The sequence below is a fragment of the Pseudoalteromonas sp. KAN5 genome, assembly GCF_022846535.1.
GTDB classification, from domain to species: domain Bacteria; phylum Pseudomonadota; class Gammaproteobacteria; order Enterobacterales; family Alteromonadaceae; genus Pseudoalteromonas; species Pseudoalteromonas haloplanktis.
Map to the genome: position 1 here is coordinate 3,089,394 of NZ_AP025589.1, position 13,107 is coordinate 3,102,500.

The 13,107-nt window shown below is 43.4% G+C and carries 12 protein-coding genes, 2 rRNA genes and 1 pseudogene (1 of these 15 cut by a window edge); 5 read left to right on the plus strand and 10 right to left on the minus strand.

Annotated features, from left to right (window positions below):
* The 5 genes from KAN5_RS13810 (at position 1) to KAN5_RS13830 (ending at position 3,031) form a co-directional block, all read left to right on the plus strand.
* Positions 1-183: a hypothetical protein gene (locus tag KAN5_RS13810; RefSeq protein ID WP_016710532.1), complete on the plus strand. Its 183-nt coding sequence runs from the start codon at positions 1-3 to the stop codon at positions 181-183.
* A 97-nt stretch (positions 184-280) separates the two neighbouring features.
* On the plus strand, positions 281-646 hold the full coding sequence (locus KAN5_RS13815; protein WP_244389934.1) for a hypothetical protein: 366 nt from the start codon (positions 281-283) through the stop codon (positions 644-646).
* An 8-nt stretch (positions 647-654) separates the two neighbouring features.
* Positions 655-2,031, plus strand: a complete 1,377-nt coding sequence (locus KAN5_RS13820; RefSeq protein ID WP_016710534.1) for a class II fumarate hydratase — start codon at positions 655-657, stop codon at positions 2,029-2,031.
* A gap of 116 nt (positions 2,032-2,147) precedes the next feature.
* Entirely contained in the window at positions 2,148-2,624 is a 477-nt protein-coding gene (locus tag KAN5_RS13825) for a hypothetical protein (RefSeq protein ID WP_016710535.1), read from the plus strand.
* 11 nt (positions 2,625-2,635) lie between these two features.
* Positions 2,636-3,031, plus strand: coding sequence for a hypothetical protein (locus KAN5_RS13830; protein WP_016710536.1), 396 nt, complete (start codon positions 2,636-2,638; stop codon positions 3,029-3,031).
* A 16-nt stretch (positions 3,032-3,047) separates the two neighbouring features.
* Here KAN5_RS13830 and KAN5_RS13835 read toward each other — a convergent pair whose 3' ends face one another.
* The 10 genes and pseudogenes from KAN5_RS13835 to KAN5_RS13880 all read right to left on the minus strand — a co-directional run.
* Complete coding sequence (locus KAN5_RS13835) at positions 3,048-3,233, minus strand: hypothetical protein (RefSeq protein ID WP_016710537.1); 186 nt, start codon at positions 3,231-3,233, stop codon at positions 3,048-3,050.
* Between the two features lie 73 nt (positions 3,234-3,306).
* Positions 3,307-3,624, minus strand: coding sequence for a hypothetical protein (locus KAN5_RS13840; RefSeq protein WP_016710538.1), 318 nt, complete (start codon positions 3,622-3,624; stop codon positions 3,307-3,309).
* Complete coding sequence (locus tag KAN5_RS13845; RefSeq protein ID WP_244389935.1) at positions 3,621-4,259, minus strand: hypothetical protein; 639 nt, start codon at positions 4,257-4,259, stop codon at positions 3,621-3,623. The genes KAN5_RS13840 and KAN5_RS13845 overlap by 4 nt, the downstream gene beginning before the upstream one ends.
* Before the next feature lie 71 nt (positions 4,260-4,330).
* A complete protein-coding gene (locus tag KAN5_RS13850; RefSeq protein ID WP_016710540.1) occupies positions 4,331-5,023 on the minus strand; it encodes a PspA/IM30 family protein in 693 nt (230 codons plus the stop codon).
* Between the two features lie 30 nt (positions 5,024-5,053).
* Positions 5,054-5,467: a DUF2170 family protein gene (locus KAN5_RS13855; RefSeq protein ID WP_016710541.1), complete on the minus strand. Its 414-nt coding sequence runs from the start codon at positions 5,465-5,467 to the stop codon at positions 5,054-5,056.
* Positions 5,468-5,546: 79 nt separating this feature from the next.
* Positions 5,547-7,268: a polyamine aminopropyltransferase gene (locus KAN5_RS13860; RefSeq protein ID WP_244389936.1), complete on the minus strand. Its 1,722-nt coding sequence runs from the start codon at positions 7,266-7,268 to the stop codon at positions 5,547-5,549.
* A gap of 3 nt (positions 7,269-7,271) precedes the next feature.
* Positions 7,272-8,171, minus strand: coding sequence for a DUF350 domain-containing protein (locus KAN5_RS13865; RefSeq protein WP_244389937.1), 900 nt, complete (start codon positions 8,169-8,171; stop codon positions 7,272-7,274).
* A gap of 39 nt (positions 8,172-8,210) precedes the next feature.
* Positions 8,211-9,142 (minus strand): annotated as a pseudogene (locus KAN5_RS13870) (CHAD domain-containing protein).
* Positions 9,143-9,848: 706 nt separating this feature from the next.
* A 5S ribosomal RNA gene (gene rrf / locus KAN5_RS13875) occupies positions 9,849-9,963 on the minus strand.
* Between the two features lie 258 nt (positions 9,964-10,221).
* Positions 10,222-13,107: ribosomal RNA gene (locus KAN5_RS13880) — 23S ribosomal RNA — on the minus strand (it continues 1 nt past the right edge of the window).

A 13,107-nucleotide genomic window follows, 5' to 3' on the forward strand; every position in this document is an offset into this window, starting at 1 on the left:
ATGTATATTTCACCCTATACCGCACTTGATGCTGCTTTGGCTGCAAGTGAAAAGTCAGACACAGATAAAACGACCTGCGACGAACGTGGCACTATCATCGACTTACTTTCGCAATCAAATCAACACACACAAGCCTTGAGAAAACATGAAACCGATCAAATATTTATTCTTGGTTACAATTAAACACTTACTCTCTCGTCAAAATTTTCAATTTGTGACTTGCACCAAAACCGATTAACTGTAATGATAACAATTATCGTTACAGTTAATCGGTTTTCTTATGCACGACCATCAAGCTATGCTTTTCTATCAACAGCAAATGAAGTGCGCTTGCCTGCGCCCTGGTCTACATGCCCCAGCCTTAGTGGCAGACTATATTGAAGCAGGATTAAAGGCGGCTCGCTATTACGAGAAACAGCAGTGCGCGCTGCTACAAGAACTTTATTTAAGACGCACTTTCCATGAAATTCTCAACAAAATGTGCGATTCTTTAATTCATTGTGCCATTCGTAAACAATGTTTAGAGCAACTTTATAAACCTCTGATGGCCTTAAAGCGCTTTTATAAAACCCATAACAGTACCAGAAAATACCTTATCTTGGAGCGAGAAGCGCGTATTCTCAGCCACGAATTCAACCCTTTTTAGGAGCTTTTATGAGCGAATTTAGAACCGAATCAGATAGCATGGGAGAATTACAAGTCCCAGCTGATGCACTTTATCAAGCCCAAACTCAACGTGCGGTAAATAATTTTCGTATCAGCGGCTTAGTGATGCCAAAGCAGTTTATTACCGCCCTTGCCTACATAAAACAAGCCGCTGCGCAAAGTAACTATGAGCTTGGTCACTTAAGTCAAAACAAGGCAAAATTAATTGAGCGTGCTTGCCAAGAAATTATCGATGGCCAGCATTTAGCGCATTTTCCTATTGATGTATTTCAAACGGGATCAGGTACCAGCACTAATATGAATGCCAATGAAGTGATCGCAACATTAGCGAGTAGCTATGGCGATGAAACTATTCATCCAAATGATGACGTAAATATGGGGCAAAGCTCTAACGACGTGATCCCCACAGCCATTGCAGTAAGTAGTGTAATTAACGTGGTGTATGAGTTATTTCCGGCGTTGGATCAGCTATCTCAAACATTAGAGCGCAAAAAATCAGAAGTGGGTGACATAGTAAAAACGGGCCGTACTCACTTAATGGATGCTATGCCTGTCACTTTCGCGCAGACCCTAAACACTTGGCAACACCAAGTTGATACGGCCATGGCTGGTATTCGCTATAGCCTCGAAGGAGTTTCAGCATTAGCACAAGGTGGCACTGCGGTAGGTACCGGCGTCAATGCCGATCCACTATTTGCAGAGCAATTTTGTAAAAACCTTAGTGCAAATGTAGGGGTACGCTTTGTACCGAGTAAAAACTTTTTCTACAACATTGGCTCACAAGACGCGATCGTAGCCCTTTCAGGGCAGTTAAAAGTACTCGCAGTTGCACAAATGAAGATGGCAAACGATCTACGCTGGATGAATTCAGGCCCGCTTGCTGGGTTAGGTGAAATTGAGCTTGAAGCACTGCAACCGGGCTCTTCAATTATGCCAGGCAAGGTTAACCCTGTGATCCCTGAAGCGGCGGCGATGGTGAGTGCCCAAGTTATCGGTAATGACGCTACTATTACCGTAGCAGGCCAATCTGGTAACTTTGAACTCAACGTCATGCTACCCGTGATCGCCTATAATATCTTGCAAAGTATCGAGTTGCTTGCCAATAGTAGCCAAGCATTAGCTGATAAAGCGCTACGCTCCTTCAAGGTAAATCAAAGTAACATCGATAAAGCACTCGCTAAAAACCCCATTTTAGTGACTGCTCTTAACCCGGTTATTGGCTATGAAAAAGCAGCCAAAATAGCCAAACAAGCTTATCAAAGTGGACAACCGATTATTGATGTAGCAGAACAAGAAACTGATCTTTCACGGAGCGAGCTAGAAGCCTTGCTCAACCCAGCAAAGTTAACCCAAGGCGGATTATAAACAATACTAAGCCCGTCATTTGGCGGGTTTAACCTTTGAATGTCATAGTTTTTATTGCTGTGTTATGTGCAAAGTGTATGATAGTGGTTACTTGTTCATCACTGTGAAGGTTTCTCATGCGCTTATCTATTATCGCTGTACTACTCCCACTTTGCTTATCTGCTTGTTCAGATGCAGCCACCTCTAATAGCAACCAACTTAGTCCTGCCCCTGCAGCACTAGTGAAAGGCAATCAAGCAACTAAGTTAGACCCGCAAATGCAAGAACAACCAACAAGAGAAAATATTAAAAAAGTCCATCAACAGTTAACAGCGCTAACCGCGGACTTACAATGTGATAGCAGCGCACAATGTAAAGTCGTACCTGTTGGTAGCCGTGCTTGCGGCGGCCCTAGTAGTTACCTTGTTTACTCGAGTAAAACGGCAGACGAGCAAGCAATAGAGCAACTAAGCAAAAAAATTACCACCCTAGAAAGCCAATTTAACGCTGAGAACTCGATGGTCAGTATTTGTCAGCACCTAATGGCACCAGGGGCGCAATGTGTTGAAAATAAATGTGTTAAACTAGACAGCTCTGCGGCAAGTGTTTATTAAGGGATAACCATATGAGTTGTTTATCATATTTTAAATGTTTAGTTTCAACAGCCTGCTTGGTAATTGTCAGTGGCTGTATGAGCACTACAGATTCAGCCCCGGCAGGAAGCGCCAGTTTGGCTCAAGTAAATAATAATTTAAATGAATTAGTACAAGACACAAGCTGTACAGCGAGCTTTCAATGTAAAGTGCTTGAAGTTGGCCAACGTGCATGTGGTGGCCCAAGTCGTTATGTGGTGTATTCTACGCTCAACACTGAGCAAGAAAAAGCCGAACAGTTAGCGCAACAAACCAACTTGCTAGAAGCTGACAATAATAAAACTAATGGTTTAACTGATTGTTTACCCGTGTTACCCGTACAAGCGCTGTGTATAGATAAAACGTGTCAGTCGTTTGAGCTAAAATAGTGCTATGATATCTGTGCTAAACCAACAATGGGATTAGTACAGATATAATCAACACGCCAATAATACAAATACCCGCTTTAAAAATATGCTGCATTGGCATTTGTTTTTTCACCCAGTAAGCATAAATAAATCGCACAAAATAACTCGCGGCAGTGCCAAACAAGGCGAAAATAATTAAGTACGCGATTAAAACTATATTCACAGCAACTCATTTTTTATAAGGAATTAAGCCCTTAGTGTAAGGGCTTAATTTAAAGAAGGCAAAACAGACTGTATTAGCGCTTATTGGTATGAGCAATCAATAGCTCTGCAACTTGTTGCTTTACTGCCCGTTTATCATCAGTGTCTACGCCAAACCGCTCAGCAAGTAGGGCGATTTCCTCATCATTTAGATTAAATGAAAGGCGCTGACGCGTCTTCTTTGATTTCACTTCAAGCGCTAAAATTTTACGGATCATATCCGAGGGCGTGAGTTCTTGATCAATGGCTTGCTTTTTTATCGACTTTTGCACTTCACTGCTAAGATCAAAAGCCATTTGCGTCGCTCTTACAGCTTGCTCTTGGCGTAACCATTTATCTTTTGTATTGCTCACTGCGCATCTCCTGGAAACAGGTCAACTATATCAGTGATTGGCCGAGTTAGAGTAAGTGACACTTCAGTTTCACCGCCATCCCAAATTTCAATATTGAGGCCATGGCTTTCATCACTTGATTCGAGACAAATCATCTCACAAGGTTCGCCACCTTGCTGTTCATACTGAGGAAGCGCTTGGTTGCGATAATCTTTATTATGAAAGTAACACACAAACGGCGTTTCAGTTTGTTGATAGCTGCTACCTAAAAACTGCATATAACGCTCTGGGGTATTTTTTACCTCAATGAAAGTTAGGTCTTCTTCATCAAAAATACGCGCAAATTCACCCAGCGTGAAAATTTCATCCACTTCATCACGTTGAATCTTAATTGAAAAATTAGCCCATTCTTCACCATCACTACGTTCAATTTGCAAAAATACAACTTTACCTGCATCACTTTCAAGCACCAGCTCATAATCAGCACTATGCTGATATTGATAAGTTTGTACATCTGTAACACGCAAAGTTTGCCCTTTTAGCCAACTCGGGTAAGCAAACGAATCAATCACTGTGAACATGTCGCCTATTTTAAGCTCACTTGGGTGGTTGAGCTGGCGTTCAGGGGCTTTTTTAGATTTAAAGAAGTTAAACATAGTCTGCCTCATAAGCAAAAAAGGTAACCAAACAGTGCTCGGTTACCTTTTTAATAATCAATAATACCGCGTTAGCCGTTTTGCTTAGCTTTAATACGCGCTAGGATATCTGCACTTTTCGGGCTGGTATCGCCAATTCCGGCTTCAGCCATTTTTGCTTTAAGATCATCGCCGTTAGTGTCCGCTTCAAGTTGCTTTGCAGCACCTAGTTGATCTTGACGATCTTGTTGACGTTGCTTAATACGCTCAAGTGACTGACGTGCATTAGTCATCGACGAGCTATTTGTATTAAGCGTACTGTTTACCGCCATAGTGGCTTGTTGTACGCTTTCAGTGGTTTTAACCATGGTAAGCTGACGCTGATTTTCTTTAATCGACTTTTCTGCATCTTTTACTTGCTGCTTAAGTGTCACAATGTGATTACTAAAGCCCGCTAACACTTGATCATGCTCTGCTTTTTCATTTTCAAAATCACCGATTTTCTCAGCAATCTCTAGCGCTAATGCTTCATTACCTTTTTCAAGCGCTTGACCAGCATAAGCTTCGTGCTCAGCTATTGAGGCATCTAATGCGCTAATTTTACGCTTCGTTTGCATCTCTTTTGCCATCACTTCCGTTAAGCTTTTTTTAGCACGTTGTAAGGCATTTTGTGCATCAGCAATTTCTTGTTCAAAAATACGGATACCATTAGCATCAACAATTGCTTCGCCTGCTTCACGAGCGCCGCCACGTACTGCTGTAAATAGTTTCTTTAAAATACTCATAATCTTAACTCCACGTAAAATAGCTAGCTATTAATCGTTTAAATAAATGGTTACCGCTTCTAATGCATCAATGGCATTATCGGCTAATGTAACTAGCTCATGGGTAATATCATCAAACGATGAATTAACCGACAAAGCACCAAAGATTGCATATTTATCATCAATCTTTGCAAATGCACTCAGTGGGATTGGTACATTTAAACGTAATAATGTTTCGTTTAACTCACCACGTAATTCAGATTTAACTTCCTCGTCCGCAAATAAGTAACTAATACATAATAGTTGCTCTTGTGTTTGCGTAACAAAAATTGGAAGCTCATCATTGCCATCAACTATGACTTGCAACACATCTTGCTCACCTGGGTTGGCAATCAAGAAAGACTCAAAGTTAGCGCCTTCGGTTTCAAAAGATGCTAGTTTTATTGAAAGTTCATTTAATTCCATGTCTCTGCCTTTTGTCATTTGACATATTATGTCTGAGTTAAGATTCGCACGACCGACATATTATGTCAACCATGTTTTATTAATTTTTATACAATTCGCTTTCTATCTGCCATGCACTTCGATAGTAATCGTATAAAGTACCTGACCCTAATTGATTGACTTCAATATCATTTATTTGTTCAAAATAATGACTAGGGAATATAAATGCAGCCAATAAATATTTTTGACTGACCCACCTAGAAGCAACAGGAAGCTGCGTCGTCTCTGCAATTCTCGCACTAGCAGATTTGCCTGTAGTCGTTGCAATTGTCCAACCCCACTGCCCAAATGAAGGGATATTTTGCTGATATTGCTCTACATGTTTAAACCCTGCAGCTTTAACCGTTTTAGCAATACTTAAAAAGGCCTTTTTAGCATGGTAAGGCGAGGTTGACTGCACAGCCATCGCCCCATCTGCGGCCAACAATTGCCGAATATGATTATAAAAATAATCGCTGTACATCTTATTTAAGTCAGGGTGATTTGGATCAGGTAAGTCAATAATAATAGTATCGAAACGCTTACCTTCATCAAGCAACCGCTCAACCTCTATAAATGCATCGCCTACGATTACGTTCGCTCTAGGATCAAGCATGGCGTTACCATTAAGTTTTCGCAACCGTGCATTGATCTGTGCCGGCGCTGTAAACTCATTGCTTGGGTGGCCAAATAAATTAAGTAACTGACCATCCAAATCAATTAATGTGACTTCTTGTACTGGCCACTTTAATACATCACGCATAGCAAGCCCGTCGCCACCACCAATAATCAACACGTTATCATGGCGATTAGAGGCTAACAGTGCGGGATATACGAGCATAGAATGATAAATTTGTTCATCAACGCTAGAAAACTGTAAGCGACCATTTAAATAGAGATCGGTAATTGGTTCTGGTTGATTACGACTTAACCGCTCAGTTAATACCAGATGCTGATATTTCGTCGCTTCAGAGTAAATAACTTTATCTTTATAAAGCACGTTACTTAAATTCTTCATCCAACTACTGCCAAGTACCAGGATAAAAGCAAACAACACCAATAAACCAATATGGCAAACAAGCAGTAGCTTGGCATAACGTACATGGCTGTGATAACGCCATAAGAAAGCTAAGCCGGCAATAATATTAAATAGCGCGGTCCACGCAGCGGCTTGCATAATTGGCATCGCCAACATAATGCTCACCCATATGGCTGCGCCAATACCAGCGCCAATGTAGTCAGCCCCGTAGATTGTACCGGCATTATTTTCTAAAAATCGGCCATAAACATGCTGACGAATACGGGCTATCAAGGGGATCTCCATCCCTATCAATAAGCCAAGCAATAAACCAAATACATAGGGTAAGAAACGTGACCATTCTTGAAGTTTCTGAAAAACATAGCCATTGAGCACCACATCGGCGGGCAGGTTAAAAATCTCAGAAAATATATGTGGTAATGAATAACTAACGGCTATTACGCTGGCAATAGCTAATATGCAACCCATGCCAACTAAAGCTATCAGACTCTCAAGCCAAGCAAATGCAGTAAATGGATCTTTAAACCAGCGGGCTAAAAAAGCCCCCATGCCCATAGCGACAATCATAGTACCGATCATTGCATAAATAGCACTCTCTACTGAACCAAGAACACGCCCTGCATAGTGAGATAACAGATACTCATAAATAAGGCCGCACCCAGCGAGTACGGCCATAACAGTTATTAATAAAAAATCATGCCCAAGTAAACTAAACTTACTTGGGCTTTGGTTTGTGTGTGACAAGTTTTATGCGCCTAGTAGAGTTGCCATAGTAATACCCACTGCAAATGAAACAGCAGCAGAAATAGTGGCTACACCGATATTTTTTTGGCGATTGACTTCATCTGAAATATCACAACCTGATAAGATTATTTTGATAGTAATTAAATGCAGAACAATAAACACCACTAAGCACACCAATGCACTAATCGCCCAATAAACTAAGCTAGTGTTAATGCTATCTGCAACATAAGGAGCAATACCTGAAGCCGCCGTAATTGCAAGCGCACTACCAATTAGAAAACCAGCGTAGCGGATACCAACCGCCAAATTACCATCTATAATAGCTTGCTGTAGGCAATCACCACTGCGATTAGTGCGCTTAAACAACTGTACGCGATACTGACTCACTAACAATAAAGCAATACTGCCAATAATAAATGCCGCAATCACTATTGGTAGGCCGTGCCAACCCTCTGTTGCAACCCAAAACAACGCTGAACGTATTACGATCGCCACACTGACAACATGACCAAAATCAATCACAGCAGCAGTCACATTCCCTTTAACGATTTCGTCATGCAGGCTTACTTTACGCAATGCAACTTTATCTTGAAAAAAGTGACCAAGCTTGATCATCACAATCGCTAATAAACCATAGCCACCCATTTGCAGTGCTTCTTGTTGTAAAGACGCAGCAAATGCACCACTACTGACACCTGTAAGCACAATGGCTAACGCAACTAGTCCTGCCGCAAAACTGATACCAAACGCAAAGTTATCACGTTCAGTAATTTCATCATTGGCATGTAAGTTTGATACCCAGCCTTTAATAAACTTCAAGCTCACAAATAAGGCAATGATAATTGCAAAATCAATCGCAATTGCTTGCAGCGACCACATAGTTATTCCATTAAAATCGTACATATTCTTATAACTCCAACACTAAATCTTTTAAATAGCCGCTTACTTACCGCGGCTAACACCGCGAGAGGTTCTGCTACTACTGTCTCTAACCGAGCCCGAACTTTTACTATAACTACTGCTCTTTGAATAACTACTACGGGTTTTCGGGGGGTATAACTGCTTCGACTTAACCCGGAAGCACCGGTCTTCTTCGACGCATAAGGACTAGTAAACTGCTTACCTTGACGTTGATAAGACTGACGTGTTCGTGTTTCTACAGCTGTCTGTGCTTTCATCTGTTTCGGGCTAGTATATCGAGCACGACCGTAATCGTTATAATAGCTGTATTTACGTCGCTTGCTCCAACTACCATATTCAACACGATCAAAGACATCACCTAAAATACGGTACATACCATACCATTGCCAGAAACTAATACCGTTACTATTTGTTTGCCAGTTCCCATAGTTTGGGTTTCCGACAAGTTGATTGCCTTCCCCCTCACCTTCCGCTTGCTTGCTAATTGCACCAACACGCGCCAATGAACCGCCAGACATATCTGCAAGCATATTAATAGGGTCGGTCAACGCATCTGAAAATAGCGTAGGCTTAACTGCATCACGTAATAAATCAATATTAAGTAATGTATCTTCATAAGGAGGGATTAAATAAGTACTTTTTATATCAGCTAATCGCTGAGTCAAGCCAGTATAGAGTGCACCTTTGCGAGTTGCATCCAGAGCCAGTACATTTGCGATTTGCGCCAGTTCAGGCTTTTCTTCGCTAATTATACGACCGTATTCACTCAATAACACCGCGTTGCGAATTGAGCCATTGTCCAATGCTTTACCGAGTCCTTCTAACTCAGCTTCAGCTTTAGTGATAGATTGTTGAATTGTTTGTTGCAACTGCTCTTCTTTTGATTCACAGCCCATAAGCAAGCTTACCAAACAAAACAGGCTGATAAGTTTCCAAGCTTTTATTTGAGACATTCATGTCACCTGATTTACTAATTAACCCCGCTAGTTTTACACAGCTCAGAAAGTAAACCAAGGATGAAATTGCAACAAGATAATATTTAAGAAAAATAAAAGGCAGAAATAGTTTTCGAGTTTCGAGTTTCGAGTTTCGAGTTTCGAGTTTCGAGTTTCGAGTTTCGAGTTTCGAGTTTCGAGTTTCGAGTTTCGAGTTTCGAGTTTCGAGTTTCGAGTTTCGAGTTTCGAGTTTCGAGTTTCGAGTTTCGAGTTTTTCAAGATTAAAATGCAGGAGAGTTAAAGAGGCAAGCCGTTTTAAAGGTGTATGTTGCGCTCTGAGGAGTTCGTGGCGTTCTTTAACCCGTGGGAGCCCTCAACCCACGCTGCGGTATCCAGGTTGACACTGTGCGGCTGATAGCTGACGGCTTAACGCTCCAATTTTATTCTAGACAACAAAAAACCCGTCACATTGCTGTAACGGGTTTCTCTTATTTGGAGCCTGGGATGACGTAGTGCCTACAGCGGTAGAGAGCCACATAGCAAATGCTACGCTCTCATTGTCTGTGGCTTTATTTATCCATGAGTATCAGATACTCAACCCACGCTACGGTGTCCAGGTTGACACTGTGCGGCTGATAGCTGACGGCTTAACGCTGACTGCTATACTTTATTCCAGACAACAAAAAACCCGTCACATTGCTGTAACGGGTTTCTCTTATTTGGAGCCTGGCGATGACCTACTTTCACATAGCAAATGCTACACTATCATCGGCGCTGTTTCGTTTCACTACTGAGTTCGGCATGGGGTCAGGTGGGTCCAAAACGCTATTGTCACCAAGCAAATTGGGTATTAATCCGCTCTTGCGAGCCAATTAATTAAAATCTGGAAAATCTGATAATTGTTTTCTTACAACTTAAAGCTTATCGCTTACAGCTGCTAGTAAATCTACTTTAGTTGTCGCGATAAATCACGACCTACAATCTTAACTTCTGCGCTTAAACAGTCACATAAAAATCTGTCTGGAACAGATTTTAACGCACTTGTGCGGCTTTAGTCATTTACATGGACGTAAATGATAAAACGCGTTTGGCGTTGTATGGTTAAGCCTCACGGGTAATTAGTACAAGTTAGCTTAACATGTCACCATGCTTCCACATCTTGCCTATCAACGTTGTAGTCTTCAACGGCCCTTCAGAGACTTTAAAAGTCTAGTGAGAACTCATCTCGAGGCCTGCTTCGCGCTTAGATGCTTTCAGCGCTTATCAGTTCCGAACGTAGCTACCGGGCAATGCCATTGGCATGACAACCCGAACACCAGCGGTTCGTTCACTCCGGTCCTCTCGTACTAGGAGCAACCCCTCTCAATTCTCAAACGCCCACGGCAGATAGGGACCGAACTGTCTCACGACGTTCTAAACCCAGCTCGCGTACCACTTTAAATGGCGAACAGCCATACCCTTGGGACCGACTTCAGCCCCAGGATGTGATGAGCCGACATCGAGGTGCCAAACACCGCCGTCGATATGAACTCTTGGGCGGTATCAGCCTGTTATCCCCGGAGTACCTTTTATCCGTTGAGCGATGGCCCTTCCATTCAGAACCACCGGATCACTATGACCTACTTTCGTACCTGCTCGACGTGTCTGTCTCGCAGTTAAGCTGGCTTCTACCATTACACTAACCGTACGATGTCCGACCGTACTTAGCCAACCTTCGTGCTCCTCCGTTACTCTTTGGGAGGAGACCGCCCCAGTCAAACTACCCACCAGGCACTGTCCGTAACCCCGATTCAGGGGCCAACGTTAGAACATCAAAACTACAAGGGTGGTATTTCAAGGACGACTCCAACAAGACTAGCGTCTCATCTTCAAAGTCTCCCACCTATCCTACACATGTAGGTTCAATGTTCAGTGCCAAGCTGTAGTAAAGGTTCACGGGGTCTTTCCGTCTAGCCGCGGGTACACAGCATCTTCACTGCGATTTCAATTTCACTGAGTCTCGGGTGGAGACAGCGTGGCCATGGTTACACCATTCGTGCAGGTCGGAACTTACCCGACAAGGAATTTCGCTACCTTAGGACCGTTATAGTTACGGCCGCCGTTTACCGGGGCTTCGATCAAGAGCTTTGTCCGAAAACTAACCCCATCAATTAACCTTCCGGCACCGGGCAGGTGTCACACCGTATACGTCATCTTGCGATTTTGCACAGTGCTGTGTTTTTAATAAACAGTCCCAGCCACCTGGTCACTGCGGCTCCCGTCCGCTTAGAGAGTAAATCTCATCACAGATAGGAGCGTACCTTCTCCCGAAGTTACGGTACGATTTTGCCTAGTTCCTTCACCCGAGTTCTCTCAAGCGCCTTAGTATTCTCTACCTGACCACCTGTGTCGGTTTGGGGTACGATTCGGTATAATCTGAAGCTTAGAGGCTTTTCCTGGAAGTATGGCATCAGCAACTTCACCACCTTAGTGGCTCGTCTCGTGTCTCAGTCTTAGCAACCCGGATTTTCCTAAGTCACCAACCTACTCACTTTCACATGGACTACCAACGCCATGCTTGCTTAGCCTGCTCCGTCCCCCCATCGCAATTATACCAAGTACGGGAATATTAACCCGTTTCCCATCGACTACGCCTTTCGGCCTCGCCTTAGGGGTCGACTTACCCTACCCTGATTAACATGGGATAGGAACCCTTGGTCTTCCGGCGTGCGGGTTTTTCACCCGCATTATCGTTACTCATGTCAGCATTCGCACTTCTGATACCTCCAGCAACCCTCCCGGGTCACCTTCAACGGCTTACAGAACGCTCCCCTACCACTCAAAATAAATTTTGAATCCGCAGCTTCGGTGCATAGTTTAGCCCCGTTACATCTTCCGCGCAGACCGACTCGACCAGTGAGCTATTACGCTTTCTTTAAAGGATGGCTGCTTCTAAGCCAACCTCCTGGCTGTCTGGGCCTTTCCACATCGTTTCCCACTTAACTATGACTTTGGGACCTTAGCTGGCGGTCTGGGTTGTTTCCCTCTTCACGACGGACGTTAGCACCCGCCGTGTGTCTCCCGGATAGTACTTTACGGTATTCGGAGTTTGCAAAGGGTTGGTAAGTCGGGATGACCCCCTAGCCTTAACAGTGCTCTACCCCCGTAAGTATTCGTCCGAGGCTCTACCTAAATAGATTTCGGGGAGAACCAGCTATCTCCCGGTTTGATTAGCCTTTCACTCCTAGCCACAGGTCATCCCCTAACTTTTCAACGTTAGTGGGTTCGGTCCTCCAGTTGATGTTACTCAACCTTCAACCTGCCCATGGCTAGATCACCGGGTTTCGGGTCTATACCTTGCAACTATTCGCCCAGTTAAGACTCGGTTTCCCTACGGCTACCCTAATCGGTTAACCTCGCTACAAAATATAAGTCGCTGACCCATTATACAAAAGGTACGCAGTCACAGAACAAGTCTGCTCCTACTGCTTGTACGTACACGGTTTCAGGTTCTATTTCACTCCCCTCACAGGGGTTCTTTTCGCCTTTCCCTCACGGTACTGGTTCACTATCGGTCAGTTGGGAGTATTTAGCCTTAGATGATGGTCCACCTATATTCAGTCAAAGTTTCACGTGCTCCGACCTACTCGATTTCACTTAAAATGCATTTTCATGTACGGGACTATCACCCTGTATCGTGGCACTTTCCAGAGCCTTCCATTAACACATTATAAGCTTAAGGGCTGTTCCGGTTTCGCTCGCCGCTACTTCCGGAATCTCGGTTGATTTCTTTTCCTACGGGTACTTAGATGTTTCAGTTCTCCGCGTTCGCCTCGTTAACCTATGTATTCAGTTAACGATACCTGCAAGCAGGTGGGTTTCCCCATTCGGAAATCTTAGTCTCAAGTGCTTTTTACTAGCTCGACTAAGCTTATCGCAAGTTAATACGTCCTTCATCGCCTCCAACTGCCAAGGCATCCACCGTGTACGCTTAGTCACTTAAC